Genomic DNA, 19,680 nt, shown 5'->3' with positions numbered 1-19,680 from the left:
CACGGATCCGCGGCACCCAACCACGAAAGGCCGCGCGAAACATGTCCGACAGCCAGGCTCGTATTACTCCGCAGGAAGCATGGAAGCGTCTCGCCGACGGCAACGCACGGTTCGTCGAGGGCAGGCCCAATCACCCGAACCAGGACGCGACGCGACGCGAGTCCCTCGCCGAGGGCCAGAATCCCTTCGCGGTGATCTTCGGGTGCTCCGATTCCCGCCTGGCCGCCGAAATCATTTTCGACTTGGGTCTCGGGGACACCTTCGTGGTCCGCACCGCGGGCCAGGTTCTCAGCAGCGCATCCTTGGGTTCACTGGAATACAGCGTCGCGGAACTGGATGTGCCCCTCATGGTCGTGCTCGGACACGACTCGTGCGGTGCGGTGACCGCCGCGAGCCAGTCCTACGACTCGGGCGAGATGCCTCCCGGCTTCGTGCGCAACCTCGTCGAGGAGATCATGCCGGCCGTCGTCGAAACCCGCCGTTCGGCAGGCGACGACGACGCCTCGCTCGCCGACATGGTCCGGACGAACACCCGGCAGGTGGCCGAGCGCATGATCGACCAGTCGAAGATCATTTCGGCCGCCGTCGAGGAGAACCGCACGGCCGTCGTCGGCATGTTCTACAACCTGCGCGATGGCAAGGCCGAGCTCGTCTTCTCCTCACACGATTTGGATTCATAGACGCATCTCTCCCGCTCGTTCGTTCGGAGCGGTAATACAGGCGCCGGCGTCCTAAACTGGCGGTATGGCTGAAAATACAGAATTCCGCATCGAACACGACACCATGGGCGAAGTCCGCGTCCCCGCCGACGCCCTGTACCGCGCGCAGACCCAGCGCGCCGTGCAGAACTTCCCGATCTCCGGCAAGACCCTGGAATCGGCACACATCGCCGCTCTCGCGCGCGTCAAGAAGGCCGCGGCCCAGGCGAACCTGGAACTCGACGTCCTGGACCGTGACCGGGCAGAGGCCATCCGCAACGCCGCGGACGAGGTCATCTCCCACGAGTACGACGCCCACTTCCCGATCGACGTGTTCCAGACCGGCTCCGGCACCTCCTCCAACATGAACACCAACGAGGTTCTGGCGACGTTGGCAACCCGCGCCCTCGAGTCCCAGGGCATCGAGGTCCACCCGAACGACCACGTCAACGCCTCGCAGTCCTCCAACGACGTTTTCCCGACCTCGGTTCACGTGGCCGTGACGGGCGCCCTCATCAATGATTTGAAGCCCGCCCTCGACCAGCTGGCCACCGCGCTCGAGAAGAAGGCCGAAGAGTTCAAGGACGTCGTCAAGTCCGGTCGCACCCACCTCATGGACGCGACCCCCGTGACCCTCGGGCAGGAGTTCTCCGGGTACGCCGCACAGATCCGTTACGGAATCGAACGCATCGATGCGGCTCTCCCCCGCGTCGCGGAGGTCCCCCTCGGCGGCACGGCCGTCGGAACCGGCATCAACACTCCGGACGGTTTCTCGGCCCGCGTGATCGAATTGCTCGCCGAGGAGACGGGTCTGCCCCTGACCGAGGCGCGCAACCACTTCGAGGCCCAGGCGAACCGCGACGGCCTCGTCGAGGCGTCCGGGCAGTTGCGGACCATCGCCTACTCGCTCATGAAGATGTGCAACGACATCCGGTGGATGGGCTCCGGCCCCAACACTGGCCTGGGCGAACTTCGTATCCCGGATCTGCAGCCCGGCTCGTCGATCATGCCCGGCAAGGTCAACCCCGTGATCTGCGAGGCCGTCATTCAGGTTGCGGCACAGGTCATCGGCAACGACACGGCCGTCGCCCTGTCCTCGACCAATGGTGCGTTCGAGCTCAACGTCGGCATCCCCGTCATGGCCGCGAACCTGCTGGAGTCGATTCGTCTGCTCAGCAACTCCACCCAGGTCATGGCCGAGAAGATGATCAACGGGCTGGAGGCCAACGAAGAGCGTGCCCGCTTCCTGGCCGAGGCATCGCCGTCGACCGTGACGCCCATGAACAAGCTCATCGGTTACGAGGCCGCGGCGAAGATCGCCAAGCACGCGGTGGCGCACAAGACCACTGTGCGCGATGCCGTCGTCGAGCTCGGCTATGTCGAACGCGGCGAGGTGACGGAGGAGCAGCTCGACGAGGCGCTCGACGTGACCAAGATGCTCGGCAACAACTAGGCTCCACACCACGCGCCTTTGCGCGCGATCCGGCCGGCGCCGTCGTGAACTTCCCACTTCCCACGACGACGCCGGCCCTTTTCTGTCTGTGCCCGCCTGCACCCTGTAGTCATAAATCACAGAGCATCTGATTGCACGAAAGGGCAGGCAGTGCAAAAATACACTTTGTGACAGAAAGTGAACCTTCGGACAAGGATTCCAGGACCGAAGGGCTCCGGGAACGCAAACGCCAAGAAACACGCCGCTCGATCCACGAAGCATGCCTGGACCTCACCGAGGAGCACGGACTCAACGGATTCACCGTCGACGAGGCCGCCGCCCGGGCGGGCATCTCGCGCAGGACGTTCTTCAACTACTTCTCGAGCAAGGAAGACGCGATCTTCGATCTGGAGGGCGAGGCCATCCAGGACAGCTATCGGGAGAAGTACCTGGCGGGGGCGTACCGGTCGCCCGACAGCTCGGTGGTCGGCGAGATCATCGCGCTGCGCGCGGACATCGAGCGGTCTCGCCTGGACTCCGAACGGCCCGCGCTGATGCGTCGTATCCGTACCGTCCTGACCGAGAACCCCAAACTGATCGACCATTTCGTCAAACGTGCCGAAGCCAACTTCCAGGAGCGTTCCGAGCTTCTCAGGCAGCGTCATCCGCACCTGACGGATGCTGAGCGGGCGATCGCGCTCAAGACCGTCGAAGCGGTCCACCACATTTACATAGAACATCTGGCCGACACCGCGGGATACGGACCGGACCAGCTCATACAGACCTACGACGACGTCGCCCGCTTGGGCTTCCTCCCCATGGACGACGCGTCGGACACGACCTCAAAGGAGACACAGTGACCAGTACCTCCGCGCAGAGCGCGGCCCCGGCGGCGGGCAGGACGTCGCGACGCGATCAGAAGCTGACGAATGCCGACGGCAAGTTTCTGCTGACCAAACGGCGCATTTGGACCATCTTCGCCGCACTTCTGGTGGCCATGTTCCTGGCCTCCATGGACCAGACCATCGTGTCGACGGCCCTGCCGACCATTGTCGGTGACTTGGGCGGCGTCGAGCACCAGACCTGGGTCACCACGGCCTATCTGCTCGCCTCGACCCTGGTCATGCCGATCTACGGCAAGTTCGGCGACACCCTGGGGCGACGCAATCTCTTCCTGATCGCGCTGGTGATCTTCACCGGTGCGTCCCTCGTCATTTCCCTCGCCACGAGTTTCTGGTTCTTCGTGATCTTCCGCGCCGTCCAGGGCCTGGGTGGTGGCGGGCTGATGATCCTCGCCCAGGCGATCATCGGCGACATCATCCCCGCCAAGGAACGCGGCCGGTACATGGGCGTCATGGGGTCGGTCTTCGGCATGTCTGCCGTGATTGCTCCCTTGCTCGGCGGCTTCTTCGTCGACCACCTGAGCTGGCAGTGGTGCTTCTACGTCAACGTCCCGCTCGGGGTCCTCGCCCTGCTCGTGGCCGTCGTCTTCCTGCGCCTGCCCTCGCACCGCCCGGAGAACCGGATCGACGTTCTGGGCGTCATCTTCCTCTCGATCACCACGACGTGCCTGATCTTCTTCACCGACTTCGGCGGATCGGACAGCCACGGCTGGCAGGCGATGGAGACCTGGATGTGGGGCGCCGGAGCACTCCTGGCCGGGCTCGTCTTCGTGCTGATCGAGTCCAGGGCGAGCGACCCCATCATTCCGCTCTCCCTGTTCACGAACCGCATCTTCATCGTGGCCACCGCGATCGGGTTCTTCCTCGGCATGTGCATGTTCGCGGCCCTCGCGTTCATTCCGACCTTCCTGCAGATGTCCACCGGAACCTCCGCCGCGGCATCGGGCCTGCTCATGCTCCCGATGATGGCCGGTCTGATGCTCACCTCGATCCTCTCCGGAAATCTCATCTCGAAGACGGGGAAGTACAAGGCCTACCCCATCGTGGGCACCCTGGTGACCTCCATGGTCATGATCTGGATGACCACGTTGAGCGCCGACACCCCGGTGTGGGTCGTCTGCTCGATGCTGTTCTGCTTCGGATTCGGCCTCGGGCTGATCATGCAGGTGGTGGTCCTGGTCGTTCAGAACTCGGTTCCGTTCACCCAGTTGGGCACGGCGACGAGTGCGAACAACTACTTCCGCGAGATGGGATCCTCGGTGGGCGTGGCCATCTTCGGTGCCATGTTCACCTCCCACCTGTCGACCAAGTTGACCGACGTCTTCAACTCGCTTCCGCCGCAGGCTGCACAGGCCGCCGCCGCTGAAGGCGGAGGAGCCGACTCGGCGTCGTCGTTGACCCCGCAGATGCTCGACGACATGCCCGATTTCCTCAGAGACGGGATCGTCACGGCCTACGCCGATTCCTTGGCGCCGGTGTTCTGGTACCTGTTGCCGTTCATGGCTCTGGCCTTCGTCCTGGCGTTCTTCCTCAAGGAGATCCCGCTCCGCTCGGTATCCGGCATGGTCGCTCGTGGCGAAGCCGTCGACGGCGAGGAGGCGGAAGCCGCCTACCAGCAATTGGCCACGGGAGGCTTCCCGGTCGTGACGGCGTCGCAACCGATCATCCACTCCTCCGACGATGACACTCGGGCCGATGATCCGGAGGGTCAGCCTGCGGACGGATCGGCCGACGCGGCCTCCGGCTCGGCCGACGCCGCTACCGGTTCGGCCGACGCCGCTACCGGTTCGGACGCGGATGCCGGCTCGGCCGAGGACGCCGGCTCGGGTGGGTACCGGCCGCGCCACGCCGCTCCGGCCGAGCACGGCGAGCACCACTCGGGCTAGGAGGAACGTCCTGGGCGCCCCCCCCCCTCTGGTTGCCCCCCTCCATGAGGTGACTAGGGCTTTTGGGGAGGGGCGTGCCCGGGACGGGTACACACCGCACCTCATATCGAGGCATGACGCCGGTGCCGGTGCTGGTACTGGTACTGGTACTGGTACTGGTACTGGTACTGGTACTGGTACTGGTGAGGATGGTCCCATTTGGCGCCGACTCCCGGTTCCGTGGTGGTTACCCGACTCAGAGGGGGTTGCCGGAACAAAAACCCATTCGAAAGCTGCGAATGGTTCAAGGTTCGGTGGCCCTTACCCGCTTTTGTGGCCTTTCCCGTCGTTAGGTGGCGGTCACACCGCCACCTAACAGGGGCAAACACCTCCGATTCGGGTAACCCCCTCGTAAAAGCGCCCCACCATCGCCCCGCCATCGCCACCACCACTCGAAGTGGCAGTTTCGTGCAGTTTTCCGCCCGAAAAGCGCACAAAACTGCCACTTCGCGCCGCCCGCACCACCTTGCGCGCCGCCCGCGCCGCCCGCACCACCTCGCGCGCCGCCGGCACCACCTCGCGCGCCGCCCACCCGCGACGCCGCGCGTCCCCACGATGGCTCCGGTTCACACACCCTTGTGATTCCACCCTCAAGCGCGAAAAAAGCGGAATAGTGCGTTTTGGACCCTGGTTGAAGTGTGCAGAAGCGTGATTGAGTTAGGTCGAATCCGATCGACAAGGAATCGAGGAACAGTGAAACTCGCAGAACAGATCGTGAAGCAACTGATCGAGGCCGGTGTTCACCGCATTTACGGCATCGTCGGGGACTCCTTGAACCCAATCGTGGACGCCGTGCGCGCCACGGGCGGTGCACGCAAGGGCGGTATCGACTGGGTTCACGTGCGCCATGAGGAAGCCGCCGCATTCGCTGCCGGCGCGGAGGCGCAGCTGACCGGTGAACTCGCGGTGTGTGCGGGTTCCTGTGGTCCGGGCAACCTGCACCTCATCAACGGACTCTTCGACGCCAACCGCTCGCAGGCTCCGGTCCTCGCCATCGCTTCCCACATCCCCAGTGCCCAGATCGGTCAGGGCTACTTCCAGGAGACCCACCCGGACCGCCTGTTTGAACAGTGCAGCGTCTACAACGAGCTCGTCTCCACCACCGATCAGGCTCCGCGGGTCTTCTCGACCGCCATTCGCTACGCCGTCGGTCGTTCGGGCGTCTCCGTGGTGACGCTCCCCGGCGATCTCGCCGATGAGGACGCATCGGTCGACGCCCCCGCCATCGGCACCCTGCGCCGCTCGCCCAAGGTGCCTTCCGAGGCGACGATCGCGGAATTCGCCGCCGAGGTGAACAAGGCGTCCAAGATCGCTCTGTTCGTCGGTGCCGGTGCCAAGGGCGCCCACGACACCGTGATCGAATTCGCCGACAAGGTCGCCGCCCCCATCGGGCACTCGCTCCGCGGCAAGGACTTCATCCAATACGACAACCCGTTCGACGTCGGCATGACCGGCCTCCTCGGGTACGGCGCGGCCGCCGAGGGCATCCACGACGCCGACCTGATGATCATGCTCGGCACGGACTTCCCCTACGACCAGTTCCTGCCGGACACCAAGACCATTCAGGTCGACATCGCACCGGAGCACATGGGTCGCCGCACCGACGTCGACCTGCAGATCGAGGGCAGCGTCCTCGAAACGCTGGAGAAGCTCCTCCCGTTGGTCGAACGGAAGAAGGACCGCAAGTTCCTCGAGAAGCTGCTCAAGCGCCATGACACGATCATGAACAAGGCCGTCGGCGCCTACACGCGGAACGTGGAGAAGCACAAGCCGATCCACCCGGAGTATGCGGCCTCGTTGCTTGACCAGGTCGCCGACGACGACGCGATCTTCACCGCAGACACCGGCATGTGCAACGTCTGGTCCGCTCGGTACATCAACCCGCTCGGGACCCGCCGCCTGCTCGGCTCGTACCTGCACGGCTCGATGGCGAATGCCTTGCCGCAGGCAGTCGGCGCGCAGGTCGCGTTCCCGAATCGTCAGGTCATCTCGATGTCCGGCGACGGCGGTCTCTCGATGCTGATGGGTGAGCTCGCGACGGCGGCCATGTACCAACTTCCCCTGAACATCGTGGTCTTCAACAATTCCACGCTGGGCATGGTCAAGATGGAAATGATGATGGACGGCCTCCAGGACTTCGGCGTGGACGTTCCGGACATCAACTACGCCGATGTGGCCAAGGCCATGGGCTTCCACGGGGTGCGAGTGACCGACCCCAAGAAGCTTCAGAAAGCCTACGAAGAGGCTCTGGCTCACAAGGGCCCGAGCGTCGTCGAGATCATCACTGATCCGCAGGCCCTGTCGATCCCGCCGCAGATCAACAACAGCATGGTCTTCGGGTTCGCGACGGCGATGTCCAAGATCGTGTTCAATCGCGGTGCGGGTGAGGCCGTGTCGATGGCACGCTCGAACATGCGCAACATCAACGCGCTGAGGTAGACCCCCGCGTAAGGTTCACTGATCCCGGTCGACTACCGAGTTCGCTCTCGGAGCCGGCCGGGATCTTGTGTGTCCGGGACCCGGTCGTCGGGCACGTTTCTCCCCCAACGGTGGGCTCGGCATTCCCCGGGCAACGATCCGAGCGGCGAGGGCTCTCGCCCCCTCGCCGTCGCCCCGCCCGACCCTCTACGTCTCGGCCAGCGTATCGATCTGGGCGCGCACGATGGCCAGAGCCTCCTCCTCGGCGGCAGGATCCACCAGAAGATGCAGTGCCAGGCCGTCCGCGAGCGCGTGGAGCGTCGCGCCCCGACGCTGATCTCCCCGCCCGGCCAGGGCCTCCTCGAAGCTCACGGTGTTTCCCCTCACTCGCTCGGCCAGCCGGACGCAAGCCGCCCGCAGTGCCCGGGTCGCATCGTCGCGAATGCCCCGCAGTTCAGGCAGGGCAGGGGTCTCGGCGATCAGCGCGAGATTGACCTCCAGCTCGGCGCGCCGCTGCGCGTCCAACGGCAAGAACTGGGAGAGGGTCTCCACGGCGTCGGCACGCTCGTCGCCGGTCGGTTCGAGGCCGGCCACGCGGTCAGAGACTTTGTCGATCATGAGCCGGGCGGAGAATTCGATCAATTCCGCCCGGGTGGGAAACACGTGTCTCAGAGAACCCACCGCGACGCCGGCCGTTTCGGCCACCGTACGCACCGAGACCGCTCCGATGCCCTTCTCGACGATGGTGTTCCACACGGCTGCGGCCAGCTGTTCCTTGCGGGCTTGCATATCGATTCTCTTCGGCACGTTCCTTATGGTAGTACATCTGTGCTACTTTCGGAGTAGCACGGGCGTACCACCTCAAAGGGGCTTTATGATCCTGGCCATCATCATCGCCTGCGAGATCGGGTTCTGGGTGTTTCTCCTGTCCGGTCTGGCGCTGCGATATCTTGCGCGACAACCACGATGGGGTCTGGGGCTCATCGCCATGGCTCCCCTCGTCGACTTGGTCCTGCTGGGTGCCACCGTCGTGGACCTGCGCTCCGGCGGCCATGCCACCTCCGCCCACGCACTGTCCGCCTTCTACATCGGATTCTCCGTGGCCTACGGTCACCGGCTGATCACCTGGGCCGACCGCAAGTTTGCCCGTCGATACGGGTCCGACGAACGCCCCGGTCCCCCGCCCAAGCTCTATGGCCGGCAGTACACCGCGTACTCATGGCGAACGACCCTGTTGACGTGGATCGCCGCGGCCGTGGCGTCTGCGCTTCTGGCGGGCATGATTTGGCTCGTCGGAGACCCGGAGAAGACCAAGGCCCTGTCCCAGAGCTTCCACGTGGTCCGCATTGTCGTCGTCGTCGACCTCATCATCACGATCAGCTACACCATCTGGCCTCCTCGTGCCCCTCGCACGGAGGAGAACGGAGAAAGGTCGACCGACGGTCAGGTATCCAGCCCGTCGAGCGAGAACCATGTCCTTCCCGAGAATTCGGACGCCGACCGCAACCGGTAGAGCATGCGATCGTTCATCGGGGGCAGGTCGTCGAGATCGGCCCACATCATGTCGCTGGATTCTTCATCGTTCACCCGTGCCTCGCCGGAAACGTATCTGCACCGGAAGGTCAGGTCGAGGAATTGGGCCTGGTCCCCGTTGGGGAAGGTCTGCGGCGGGTTGGCCTTGACCGAGGCCAGGCCTTCGACCTCGATCACGACGCCGGCCTCCTCCTCCGCCTCGCGCACGGCCGTCACCGCGGGTTCCTCTCCGGGGTCGACAATGCCGGTGATCGGGGTCCAGGCACCGTTGTCGGACCGACGGCACAGCAGCACCTGGCCGCCTTCGTTGAACACCACGGCCGTGACGCCCGGCATCCACAGGGGGTCGTGCCCGATCTTCTCGCGCAGGGACAGAATGAATTCCGGGGTGGGCATGGGTCCGTACTCCTTGGGCGGCGACGTCGGCATTCGTGCCCACCTTACCCGCGGGAGGGGACGTCAGGTCGGCGGCAGCGCGAGCCAGACCAGGGTCGAGCATCCGCTCATCCATGGACCCATCGCGATGCGATCGTGGGGCCGGGCACGGCGGCTGAGCACGAGGAACGTGCCCCAGGCCCCGCACGCGCCAAATGTCAGCACCACTGCCGCCACCGCGTGGCCCGGCGCCACGAACCCACAGGCCGCACCAAGGGCCGGCGCCAGGCGGACGTCTCCCCTGCCGAGCCAGCCCGGCGACAAGGCCCTGACCGTGCCGTAGAGAAGTCCCGTCCCCAGCGCACCGGCCGCCGAGGTCAGCACACGCGCAGGCTCACCCGCACACAGCGCGGAAGCGGGCAGACCCAGCCCCAGGACCAGCGTCAACTGATGGACCCATGCCCGGGGCAACCGGTGATGGAGGACGTCGACGATGCTCAACCGGCCGACGCAGAGCAAGTACATGACCACGCAAGCCGACCCCAGGGAAGCCGACAGAAAGCCGCGCGCCCCTTCGTGCCACCACGAGCCGATCAGCGCGACCACGGGTCAGGATCCGAAGCGGCGCTGCCGTCCCGCATAGTCGCGCAGCGCGCGGAGGAAGTCCACCCGCCTGAAATCGGGCCAGAGCGCCTCACAGAAATAGAATTCGCTGTATGCGGACTGCCACACCATGAATCCGGAGAGCCGCTGCTCCCCCGAGGTGCGAATCACCAGGTCAGGATCCGGTTGACCGCGCGTGTAGAGGTAACTGGAAATATCGTCCGCGGTGAGGCTTTCCGCCACCTCGGAGATGTCGCGGCCCTCCCGCGCGGCGTCGCTCAGGAGTTCGCGGACAGAGTCGACGATTTCCTGCCGCCCGCCGTAGCCGACCGCGATGTTCACGTGCAGGCCCTCGACGTCGGCGGTCTGCTCGGTCACGCTCGCCACGGTCTCCGGAAGTCCGTCGGGAAGAAGATTCAGTGCCCCGACCGGCTGGAGCCGTGCGATCCGGCTTTCCCCGAGCTCACGCAGCAGATCGTCGATCACGCCAACGAGGTCACCGAGTTCGGAAGCGGGGCGCTTCAGGTTCTCGGTCGAGAGCATGTACAACGTGACCACATCGATACCGAGTTCACGACACCACCCGAGGAATTCGATGATCCTCTCGGCACCCTTCTGATGACCGTGCTTGGTGGTCTGGCCCATGAGGGCCGCCCACCGGCGGTTCCCGTCCACCATCACTCCGACGTGGTGCGGCAAGCGCTCGGAGGGGATCGAAGCCGCCAGGTTGCGCTCGTACACGCTGTACAGAGGCTTGACTAGCTTCATAATGGTCCTTTGTCCGAGGCGGCATATGCTGGGACCCCCTGCCACAGGGATGATTGGCCGGAATCCCTTTGTGACTTAACCGTACCTTCTCCTGGTGACCTCCGAGATCCGTGTCCACAGCCTCACAGGTGGTTCGCAACCGTTGCTCATAGACTGCATATCACTAGCCCGTTCATGAAAGGACCCCAGCAGCCATGGATCCCTCGCGCTACTCCACCGTGCGGTCGGCCACGGACAAGGCCGAGGGCGTCGCCAATGCGGCGGCCGAGCGCTTCCATGAGGCCGTCGAGCGCAAGCCCCTGTGGCGCGGGCTGCTCCATTCCTCGTTCGCCCCGGTGGCCTTTGCGGCCGGAATCGTCCTGATCGTTCTGGCAGGCGGAGGCGCCCGCTCGGCCGCGTGTGCCGTGTTCGCCCTGACCAGTGTGGTCCTCTTCGGTGTCTCCGGGATGTACCACCGCGGCTACTGGCGGGAGAAAGCACGGATGTTCTTCAAGAGACTGGACCATTCCAATATTTCTCTCGTGATCGCCGGGACGTACACGCCTTTGGCCGTCACGATGCTCGGCCCTCCGAAATCGGAGATCCTGCTCTGGACCATTTGGGGATGTGCGCTGTTGCTCGTGGTGTTCCGCGTGTTCTGGACCGGCGCCCCGAGGTTGCTCTACACCCCGTTGTACGTGGTGATGGGCCTCATGGCGCTGTTCTTCCTCGGTGACTTCTGGTCGGTGAGTCCCGTGGCCACGCTGCTGATCTGCGCAGGGGGCGTTTTCTACATCGCCGGAGCGGTCTTCTACGCGTTCAAACGGCCGGTGCTCTCCCCCAGGGTCTTCGGGTTCCACGAACTGTTCCACGCGTGCACGATATTGGGATTCGCGAGTCACTACACCGGCGTGGTGTTCTCCCTGTACGCCTGATACGCATCCGCCACGCGGGCTCGTGTCAGTCCCTCGGGCCGCGGCCCGTTCCGTTCGCGGCGTCGTCGTTCGGTGAGTCCTTCACCGATTCGTCGACCGCCGAGACATCCCGGGCGGAGCCACCGGTGCGCGTTTCGGAAGCCTCGCCGGACCGGCCACCGTGTGCTTCCGCCTCACGCTCTGCGGCTTCGCGTTCCTCCTGCTCACGAGCCATGGCGTAGTCGAACCGGTTCTTCAGCCGCCGCTGGCGACGGGTGTGGTCGAGCGCCACGAAGATGATGAGCACCGCCAGCAGAAGGGTCAGCAGGAAGCCGATGACCCCCGGCGAGACCTGATTGGCATCAAGACCGGGCTTGAGACTTGGGGACTCGCCGTCGGCGAGGATCCGGGTGGTTGCGTTGAGAACGGTGTGGCTGACGAGCATCATGCGGTCTGGTCATTTCCTCTGCGGGTCTCCGGCGTCTGGCGGTAATCAATGCCTTCTGCGAAGTCGTACTCCGGAAGGTTCGCCTCGACCCTGCTCGCGGCCAACACGTAGTCCTCGTACGGCCAGATCTCGCGCTGGAGGTCGTTGCTGACGGCAAAGAAGAAACCGTCCGGGTCGACCTGCGACACGTGGGACTTCAAGGCCTGATCACGCACGTCGAAGCAGTCGGCGCACGGAATGCGGGTCGTGGTCTGGTGGCGGGACACCGGCGGCGCACCTTCGGGCTCCGACTCGGCGAACCTGGCAATGCGTTCGGCGAACGGCGAGTGCATGCCTCGCGTTTCCAGGGCCTCGTGCAGGGCCTTGAAACGGGCGACGTCGAAGGCGCGGTCGTAGTAGAGCTTGAGCGGCTCCCAAGCGTCCCCCTCGGCGATGTAACGGCGGGGATCGCCCGCAGCCTCCCACGCCTCGACGGCGACCTTGTGGGCCATAATGTGGTCGGGGTGCGGATACCCACCGTTCTCGTCGTAGGCCAGAATAACGTGCGGCCGGAATTCCCGAACGATGCGGACCAACGGCGCAGCGGCACGCTCGAGCGGGGTCTTCGCAAAGCATCCCCAAGGCAGAGGCGGCAAGGGATCGCCCTCGGGCAGCCCGGAGTCCATGAATCCCAACCACCGGTGCTCGACGCCGAGCGCCTCGCGGGCTCCCGCCATCTCACGGTGGCGCAACCCGGCCAGGTCCCAGTGGGACCTTCGGTTTTCCTCGACGCCGGGGTTGAGAATCGATCCGCGTTCCCCTCCGGTGCACGAGACAACCATCACGCGGGCACCACGTCGAGCATAAGCGGCCATCGACGCCGCACCCTTGCTGGATTCGTCGTCGGGATGGGCGTGAACCGCAAGGATCCTCAGGCCCGTGCAGTCCGAGTCGAGCTGGTGCTGCGCCGAGCCCGTCGGTTGCGTCGCGCCGGATTCCTGAGCGCTTGTCACGTACTGACACCTCATTCTTTTCGATACAGTAGAGAGTAATTCCCGGCCGCCGTTCGCCGCGCTCCACGTCCGTGCGCGTGCCGGCCGAACGGTCCCGCAGACTATGAACAGGTTCGTCGAAAATTGACCACTCCCACTCTAGACCAGCGTTACGGCAAGGGCCGTTCTGCGCGTCACCTCTCCAAACGCACGTGGTGGGCCGTCACGGCCCTTGCGGTGGTCGTGTGCATGGCGTTCGTGGCATGGCTGGCCTACGGCAATTCCCACGCCCCCTCCTACAAGGAGGTCAGCTTCGACGATTCTCGTGCCGACTCGGTGACCATGGACTTCGAGCTGACCAAGGACGACAACGAGACCGTGACCTGCGCGATCCAGGCCCTGAATGACCAGCACGCGATCGTCGGGTGGAAAGAGATCACCATCGGCAAGGTTCCCGCGGACCAGCTCAGCAACGACACGTCGTCCCATCGGGTCAACCTGCGCACCACATCCCAGGCCCACACCGCGACCGTGGAATCCTGCTGGTCAGCCGGCTGAGTCGGCAGGTTTTCAGTTCCGTACGTCACTAGCTACAATAGAATCTTGACGTCTCCCGCCACGGGTTTGCCCGGGCGGGTTTTATCTATCCGTACAGACGCCGCGCAGGAGGGAATTCGCCCGCTGGAACCACCACGGAACGTCCGTGGCTGCGGCGTCGCACCAAGGAGACATCATGTCAGAAGAAACCACCGAAAACGGCACGTGGCTCACTCAGGAAGCCTACGACCGCCTGCAGGCGGAACTCGATGAGCGCGAGGGCCCCAAACGCCAGGACATCGTCGATCGCATCGAAGCCGCTCGCGACGAGGGCGATCTGCGTGAGAACGGTGGCTACCACGCGGCCAAGGAAGAGCAGGGCAAGAACGAGGGCCGCATCTCCCAGCTGCGCTACCTCCTCGAGAACGCCGAGGTCGGCGCCAAGCCCGCGGACGACGGCGTCGTCGAATCCGGCATGCTCGTGGAGGCCGAAATCGGCGGCAAGAAGCTGACCTTCCTTCTCGGAAGCCGCGAGGTGGCAGAGACCCTCGTCGGCGACCAGGACATCCAGGTCTTTTCCGAGAAGTCGCCCATGGGCCAGGCCATCCACGGCCACAAGGTCGGCGACGAACTGTCCTACAAGGCCCCGAACGGCAAGGACATCCCCCTCAAGGTTCTGTCGGCCAAGCCCTACTGATCCTTCGATCCGGACGTCATACAAAAAATCCGGTCCCGCCAGGTGCGGGACCGGATTTTTTTGCTTCGGGGAGAAACTGCGGTAGATCGCGCGATCCGCATGGACCGCGCCGGCCGCCGACGGGTTTCTCAGCCGACGACCATCGGGGTAAAGCCTTCGGCTTCGAGGGCCTGGAGGACCTCGTTGCTGTGCTCCTCCCCCTTGGTCTCCATGTCGATCGTGATGGAGACGTCCCCCATCGACAAGGAACCGCCGACGCGGGTGTGGTCCACACCGGTCACGTTGGCGTCGCACTCCGAGATGATTCGGGAAATGTCCCTCAGCTCGCCGGGGTGGTCGGTCAGCATGATTTTGACGGTCAGGTACCGTCCCGCGGCGGACAGACCACGCTGGATGACTTTGAGCATCAGCATGGGGTCGATGTTTCCGCCCGAAAGGAGGCATACGGTCGAGCCAAGATTGCCGAACTTCTCGTTGAGCTTGCCGTTCATGAGGGCCGCGACGCCGACCGCTCCTGCCGGCTCGACCACGAGCTTGTTGCGCTCGATGAGGAAGATCAGGGCCCGGGCCAGGTCGTCCTCCGACACGGTGACGACGTCGTCGACCAGTTCCTTGATGATCGAGAACGGCATCTGTCCGGGGCGTCCCACGGCGATGCCGTCGGCGATGGTCGATACCTTCTTGAGAGGAACGAGAGCATCCGCGGCCAGGGACGGCGGGTATGCGGCCGCGTGCTCGGCCTGGACGCCGATGACGCGAATCTTCTTTCCTGTCCTGGCCTCGTGGCTCTTGGCCGCGACGGCGACGCCGGCCAGCAAACCGCCGCCGCCCACGCCGGTGATGATCGTGTCGACGTCCGGGACCTGTTCGATGATCTCGGCGCCCAAAGTCCCCTGACCCGCGATGATGTGCTTGTTGTCGAAGGGATGCACGAAGACGGCGCCCGTCTCGTCCGCGTACCGCTGCGCTTCGGCCAGGGCCTCGTCCACGGTGTCGCCATGGAGGATGACTTCCGCCCCGTGGTCCTGGGTCGCCGCAATCTTGGGGAGGGCCGCGCCCTGGGGCATGTAGATGCGCGCCGTGATCCCCAGTTTCGACGCCGCCAGGGCAACGCCCTGAGCGTGGTTGCCGGCCGAGGCCGCGACGACTCCTGAGGCCTTGTCTGCGTCGCTGAGTTGCGCTATCCGGTTGTACGCCCCACGGACCTTGAAAGAACCCGACCTCTGGAGGTTCTCGCACTTGAAATGGACCGGGGAACCGATCTTGCGTTCCAGCGCCCGTGAGTGCGCAATGGGGGTCTTCTCAATGGTTCCCTCCACAAGCCGTGTGGCCTGTTCGATGTCCTCGACGTGGACAGGAAGATCTTCCAAGGGAGTCACTGATTCATCCTTACTGCGGACGGTAGAGGTAGTGGGTTGTGGCCCACCGTCCAGGCTACTGCTCGGTCGCCGAGCCGGTCGAGCGGCCGGCGCGGTCGTCCGAGTTCTGGACCTCGGGTGCGTCCTGGTCCGGGGACCCGGCCCCGGCAGAGCCGTCGTCCGGTCCGTTGCCCTGGTTCTTGCCCACCGACGAGAACTTGTCCTTGACCTTCTGGCCGGCCGACTTCTTCTGCGCACGCTGTATCTCCCAGTCGAAAGCGTACGGCGTGGTGCGGATGTTCGGGTCGGTCTCCCACTCCCGATTGGCCAGATAACGGACCACGGTATTGACGACCGCCAGCACGGGAACCGCGAACAGGGCTCCGATGATGCCGAGCACCATGGATCCCAGGGCGACCGCGAGCACGACGGCCAAGGGGTGGAGGGAAACGGCCTTGCCCATGACCAGCGGCTGCAGAATATGCGACTCGACCTGCTGCACCAGCAACACCGCCGCGAGCATGATCACGGCATTGATCGGCCCATTGGCGACGAGGGCCAGGAGCACGGCCACAGCACCCGAGACGAGCGCTCCCACGACCGGGATGAACGAGCTCAGGAACACGAGCACGCCCAGGGGGAATGCGAGCGGCACGCCCAGAATCAAGGCCGCCAGGCCGATCCCGACGGCGTCGACGAAGGCCACCAGGACCTGGACACGGGCGTACGAGACCAGGGAATGCCAGCCGCGGCGTCCCGCACCGTTAACAGCGGTTCGGGCCTTTCTGGGCACGAATTTGAGCAGGAAGAGCCAGATCTTCTCTCCCTCCAGGAGAAAGAAGATCAGGGTGAAGAGCATGATCAGCAATCCGGTGCCGACCTCGCCGGCGGTCGAGCCGACGGCCGCCGCCCCGCTCATGAGCTGACTCGAGTTCTCCTTGACCGTGGTGGTCAGTGAGCTGACGGCGTGGTCGATCTGGTCGACCGACACCTGCAGGGGCCCATCCGACAGCCAGCTCATGAGCTTCTGATAGCCGACCACCACTTGGTCCGAGAGCTCCGTGAATCCTTTGATGAGCTGCTGTCCCACGAGCGTCAGAAGCCCCAGCACCACCAGGATGCCGCCGAGCTCGACGATTGCGGTGGCGATCCCGGCCCGGACCTTTTTGCTGCGGAACCAGAGCACGAACGGCGAGAGCAGCCCCGCCAGCAACGCGGCCACGAGAACGGCCACGATGACCGTACTGACCGAGCGGCACAGGTAAACGAGAGCGGCGGCCATAGCCAGGATCACGATGACCCTCCACGACCACGCGGCCGCGACATTCAGCGCGAAGGGAATGTCCGGCGCGCCGGACGGACGATCGGACGAGTCCTTCGCGTCCAGGTGGACTTCCGGAATGTTGTCTGCTGTCACGTTCGAACGAGAGCTCATGGATTTCATCATACGGGCGGGCTGCGATCAGGGGAAACAACAACGAGGCCCCGCCCAAAGGGCGAGGCCTCGCGCCAGGGGACGATGCGCCCCGAAGATGATGCGGCTAATTTCGTGGCATGAAATAGCTGAGCAGACGCAGAATCTCGACGTACAGCCACACGAGGGTCACGATGAGGCCGAAGGCCAGTCGCCACGATTCCTTCTGCGGAACTCCCGCGCGGAGGGCGTTGTCGATGTTCTGGAAGTCCTGGATGAGGCACGCGCAGGCCATGACCACGGCCAACAGGCCGATGATGATCCCGAGCGGAATCCCGAAAACGGTGACGTCCCGCATCGACGAACCGGTGAAGGCCCCGAAGATGAGGTTGCCGACGATGAACACGAGGTAGGCAACCATCCCGATGGCCAGGACCTTCGCCGCCTTGCCGGTAATGCGGACCCCGGCCTTCGCATACAGCGCGAGCATTCCGAGGAAGACGACCAGCGTGGAGACCACGGCCATCAGCACGATGCCGCCGAATTGGGTTTCGAAGACCCGGGAGATGCCGCCGAGGAAAAGTCCCTCGCAGACCGCGTAGCTCATCACGAGCGCGGGCGAGGTCTTGCGCTTGAAGATCACGACCAGGGCGAGCACGAAGCCGATGATTCCGAAGAGGGCCGCAATGCCGCCCAGGAACCAACCGACCGCACCGCCGACGGCGATGAGGCCCAGCATGCTGAGGGTCTTGACGACGACGTCGTCCATCGTGGCCCGCTGCGTGTCGGCAGGGGTGGCCGAGGGTGCGTTGTACATCTGGTTCAGGGAGGCTGCGCTCGGAGCCTGCCCGTATGCGGCGTCACCGCCGCCGTGCGGAGCGTTGGGATTCCGGCCGTACTGCGACTGGCCGGCATAAGCATGGTCATTTCGCTGCGCATCATTGTTCATGCGCCTGATCAGGGGATTTCCACGTCCCATGGGATTCCTCGATTCTCAAGCGGTGGACTCCCGAACTGCCCGACACTGCGAGCTGCTCGGCCCGTGCGAACCCGGGATTTTCTCCATTCTACAGATTTCCGCCAGTCGGCGGCAGGCGAGAGCCCGGGATTCCGCTCTCGGGCGAGAGCGTCGAGCGGTGCGCGGTGCCCCAGGTGGGACTCGAACCCACACTGAACGGATTTTAAGTCCGCTGCCTCTGCCGATTGGGCTACTGGGGCGAAACGCACCCCGCACCTTCCTAGGAAAGTGCGGGGTGCATAGTTCAGCTGTCGATCGTCACGAGGACGGGATCATGGATCAGATGCGCGCCTTTTCTTCCTTCGGCGCAATACCCGTGGCCTCCTCGAAAGGCCGGCGCGGGGTCCGCTCGTTCCGGATCGGCGAGGTGTCCCGGCCGAAGACCGTGCTGAGCACCCAGTTCGCTGCCACGCGCGTGGTCCGCTCGACGGTCGGGATGGCCATCCCGTGGTAGCCACGGTGCATGAGCCATGCCAGGGGCCCCTCGAAGGAGCGGCCCTTGATGTTGGCCACGCCCTTGTAGGCACCCAGTCCGGCGACCGCACCGAGGTTCTCGTGGTAGTAGTCCTTGAGCTCTCCGCCATTGCGGGCGGCCATGATGTTCTCGGCCAGGGTCACGGCCTGACGCGAAGCGTGCTGGGCGTTGGGAACGCAGAAGCCGCCGACGCCCTTGCCGGTCAGGTCCGGAACGGCGGCGTTGTCGCCTGCCGCCCAGGCACCTTCGACGACGCCGTCGTCTCCGGTCACACGCAGGTCTGCGCCGACCCGGACACGTCCGCGCTCGTCGATCGGCAGCGTCGACTGCTTCAGGAACGGTGCGGCCATGACTCCGGCGGTCCAGATCAGGGTCTGAGTCTCGACCTCGCCCGCCGGGGACTTGTCGCCCATGTTGATGAGCTTGCAGGTGTCCCCGTCGACCTCGCCCAGGGAGGTGTTGAGCAGAACCTCGATGCCGCGGGAACGCAGGTGGGCGACCACGGACTCGGCGCGGTCCTCGGGGACCTCGGGCATGATGCGGCCCATGGCCTCGACCATCACGAAACGGAGGTCGGACACCCGTAGACGCGAGTTGCGCGCTACCGCGGCCCGAGCCATGTCCTCGAGCTCGGCGATGGTCTCGACACCGGCGAAGCCGCCGCCGACCACCACGAAGGTCAGTGCCCGACGCCGAGCGGCCTCATCCTTGAGCAAGGATGCGGTCTCGATGCGGTCGAGGACCCAGTTGCGGACGTGCACGGCTTCCTCGATGCTCTTCATGCCGATCGCGTTCTCGGCCAGGCCGGGGATCGGGAAGGCGCGGGTCACGGAGCCCGCACCGATGACCACCTGGTCGTACTTGAGTTCGTAGGTGTCGCCGTCGTCGTTGCCGCGCACGGTGGCCGTCTTGGACTCGTGATCGATCTTCTCGACCTTGGCACCCAGGATCTCGCAGTCCTGGAGGTGCTGGCGCAGCGGCACGGTCGCGTGGCGCCCCTCGACGTTTCCGGCGGCCACCTCGGGCAGGAAGGGAAGGTAAGTCATGTAGGGGTTGGGATCCACCACGGTCACGACGCCGCCCGAAGCCTTGATGGCCTTCTGGATCCTGCTGGCAACGGTGAAGCCGACGTACCCGCCGCCGACGATGAGAATACGAGGGCGGTCATTCGCAACTTGGTTAAAAGACATGGTAGAAATGCTACTCCCTTGGATA

Annotated in this window: 20 protein-coding genes and 1 tRNA gene; 9 read left to right on the top strand and 12 right to left on the bottom strand. The window is 64.8% G+C overall.

Translation table 11 applies throughout. From position 1 onward, the window contains the following. The first annotated feature begins 41 nt into the window (after positions 1-41). The 4 genes from EWU68_RS05250 to EWU68_RS05235 all read left to right on the top strand — a co-directional run bounded on the left by EWU68_RS05250 (position 42) and on the right by EWU68_RS05235 (position 4,918). On the top strand, positions 42-680 hold the full coding sequence (locus tag EWU68_RS05250) for a carbonic anhydrase (protein ID WP_129315062.1): 639 nt from the start codon (positions 42-44) through the stop codon (positions 678-680). Positions 681-744: 64 nt separating this feature from the next. Continuing rightward, positions 745-2,151: a class II fumarate hydratase gene (locus tag EWU68_RS05245; protein WP_129315061.1), complete on the top strand. Its 1,407-nt coding sequence runs from the start codon at positions 745-747 to the stop codon at positions 2,149-2,151. Positions 2,152-2,318: 167 nt separating this feature from the next. Continuing rightward, positions 2,319-2,990 (top strand): TetR/AcrR family transcriptional regulator, encoded by a 672-nt coding sequence (locus EWU68_RS05240; protein WP_129315060.1) that lies wholly within the window; start codon positions 2,319-2,321, stop codon positions 2,988-2,990. A 62-nt stretch (positions 2,991-3,052) separates the two neighbouring features. Next, entirely contained in the window at positions 3,053-4,918 is a 1,866-nt protein-coding gene (locus EWU68_RS05235; RefSeq protein WP_156265453.1) for an MDR family MFS transporter, read from the top strand. 101 nt (positions 4,919-5,019) lie between these two features. On the opposite strand, the gene EWU68_RS13000 is transcribed toward EWU68_RS05235, so the two are convergent. Next, positions 5,020-5,175 (bottom strand): hypothetical protein, encoded by a 156-nt coding sequence (locus tag EWU68_RS13000; protein WP_165162101.1) that lies wholly within the window; start codon positions 5,173-5,175, stop codon positions 5,020-5,022. A 475-nt stretch (positions 5,176-5,650) separates the two neighbouring features. Between EWU68_RS13000 and EWU68_RS05220 the strand changes: the two genes are divergently transcribed. Next, positions 5,651-7,396, top strand: a complete 1,746-nt coding sequence (locus EWU68_RS05220; RefSeq protein ID WP_129315056.1) for a pyruvate dehydrogenase — start codon at positions 5,651-5,653, stop codon at positions 7,394-7,396. 186 nt (positions 7,397-7,582) lie between these two features. Here the strand turns inward: EWU68_RS05220 and EWU68_RS05215 are convergent, their stop codons facing one another. Further along, positions 7,583-8,182 carry a TetR/AcrR family transcriptional regulator gene (locus EWU68_RS05215; protein WP_129315055.1) on the bottom strand — a complete coding sequence of 200 codons (600 nt, stop codon included), beginning with the start codon at positions 8,180-8,182 and terminating at the stop codon, positions 7,583-7,585. A 67-nt stretch (positions 8,183-8,249) separates the two neighbouring features. On the opposite strand from EWU68_RS05215, the gene EWU68_RS05210 reads away from it, so the two are divergent. Next, entirely contained in the window at positions 8,250-8,888 is a 639-nt protein-coding gene (locus tag EWU68_RS05210) for a hypothetical protein (RefSeq protein ID WP_178980172.1), read from the top strand. Here the strand turns inward: EWU68_RS05210 and EWU68_RS05205 are convergent. The 3 genes from EWU68_RS05205 to EWU68_RS05195 form a co-directional block, all read right to left on the bottom strand. Then, positions 8,819-9,304, bottom strand: a complete 486-nt coding sequence (locus EWU68_RS05205) for an NUDIX hydrolase (protein WP_129315054.1) — start codon at positions 9,302-9,304, stop codon at positions 8,819-8,821. The genes EWU68_RS05210 and EWU68_RS05205 overlap by 70 nt on opposite strands. Positions 9,305-9,367: 63 nt before the next feature. Next, a complete protein-coding gene (locus EWU68_RS05200; protein ID WP_129315053.1) occupies positions 9,368-9,889 on the bottom strand; it encodes an A24 family peptidase in 522 nt (173 codons plus the stop codon). A 3-nt stretch (positions 9,890-9,892) separates the two neighbouring features. After that, positions 9,893-10,654 (bottom strand): isoprenyl transferase, encoded by a 762-nt coding sequence (locus tag EWU68_RS05195; RefSeq protein ID WP_129315052.1) that lies wholly within the window; start codon positions 10,652-10,654, stop codon positions 9,893-9,895. Positions 10,655-10,848: 194 nt separating this feature from the next. On the opposite strand from EWU68_RS05195, the gene trhA reads away from it, so the two are divergent. Continuing rightward, positions 10,849-11,568 carry a PAQR family membrane homeostasis protein TrhA gene (gene trhA / locus EWU68_RS05190; protein WP_129315051.1) on the top strand — a complete coding sequence of 240 codons (720 nt, stop codon included), beginning with the start codon at positions 10,849-10,851 and terminating at the stop codon, positions 11,566-11,568. Positions 11,569-11,593: 25 nt separating this feature from the next. Here the strand turns inward: trhA and EWU68_RS05185 are convergent, their stop codons facing one another. Together EWU68_RS05185 and mca are read right to left on the bottom strand one after the other, a co-directional pair. Next, positions 11,594-11,995, bottom strand: coding sequence for a hypothetical protein (locus EWU68_RS05185; RefSeq protein WP_129315050.1), 402 nt, complete (start codon positions 11,993-11,995; stop codon positions 11,594-11,596). Then, positions 11,992-12,909 carry a mycothiol conjugate amidase Mca gene (mca, locus tag EWU68_RS05180; protein ID WP_238692336.1) on the bottom strand — a complete coding sequence of 306 codons (918 nt, stop codon included), beginning with the start codon at positions 12,907-12,909 and terminating at the stop codon, positions 11,992-11,994. Before mca ends, EWU68_RS05185 begins: the two co-directional genes overlap by 4 nt. Positions 12,910-13,110: 201 nt before the next feature. On the opposite strand from mca, the gene EWU68_RS05175 reads away from it, so the two are divergent. Continuing rightward, positions 13,111-13,524, top strand: a complete 414-nt coding sequence (locus EWU68_RS05175; protein WP_238692333.1) for a DUF4307 domain-containing protein — start codon at positions 13,111-13,113, stop codon at positions 13,522-13,524. A 175-nt stretch (positions 13,525-13,699) separates the two neighbouring features. Continuing rightward, complete coding sequence (gene greA / locus EWU68_RS05170; RefSeq protein ID WP_129315048.1) at positions 13,700-14,200, top strand: transcription elongation factor GreA; 501 nt, start codon at positions 13,700-13,702, stop codon at positions 14,198-14,200. 128 nt (positions 14,201-14,328) lie between these two features. Here greA and ilvA read toward each other — a convergent pair whose 3' ends face one another. The 5 genes from ilvA to EWU68_RS05145 form a co-directional block, all read right to left on the bottom strand. After that, positions 14,329-15,579 carry a threonine ammonia-lyase gene (ilvA, locus tag EWU68_RS05165; RefSeq protein ID WP_129315047.1) on the bottom strand — a complete coding sequence of 417 codons (1,251 nt, stop codon included), beginning with the start codon at positions 15,577-15,579 and terminating at the stop codon, positions 14,329-14,331. A gap of 55 nt (positions 15,580-15,634) precedes the next feature. Continuing rightward, positions 15,635-16,993, bottom strand: a complete 1,359-nt coding sequence (locus EWU68_RS05160) for an AI-2E family transporter (protein ID WP_129315046.1) — start codon at positions 16,991-16,993, stop codon at positions 15,635-15,637. A gap of 106 nt (positions 16,994-17,099) precedes the next feature. Then, a complete protein-coding gene (locus tag EWU68_RS05155; RefSeq protein ID WP_129315045.1) occupies positions 17,100-17,951 on the bottom strand; it encodes a Bax inhibitor-1/YccA family protein in 852 nt (283 codons plus the stop codon). Between the two features lie 165 nt (positions 17,952-18,116). Continuing rightward, positions 18,117-18,190 (bottom strand) — tRNA-Leu (locus EWU68_RS05150). A gap of 79 nt (positions 18,191-18,269) precedes the next feature. Further along, the gene (locus EWU68_RS05145; RefSeq protein ID WP_129315044.1) at positions 18,270-19,655 is read right to left on the bottom strand and encodes an NAD(P)/FAD-dependent oxidoreductase; all 1,386 of its coding nucleotides are present in this window, start codon (positions 19,653-19,655) and stop codon (positions 18,270-18,272) included. Positions 19,656-19,680: the final 25 nt, after the last annotated feature.

This window comes from Rothia koreensis, from assembly GCF_004136575.1.
Classification (GTDB): domain Bacteria; phylum Actinomycetota; class Actinomycetes; order Actinomycetales; family Micrococcaceae; genus Rothia; species Rothia koreensis.
The sequence above is the reverse complement of the archived record's forward strand: the minus strand, read 5'-3'. Positions and strand labels throughout refer to the sequence as shown.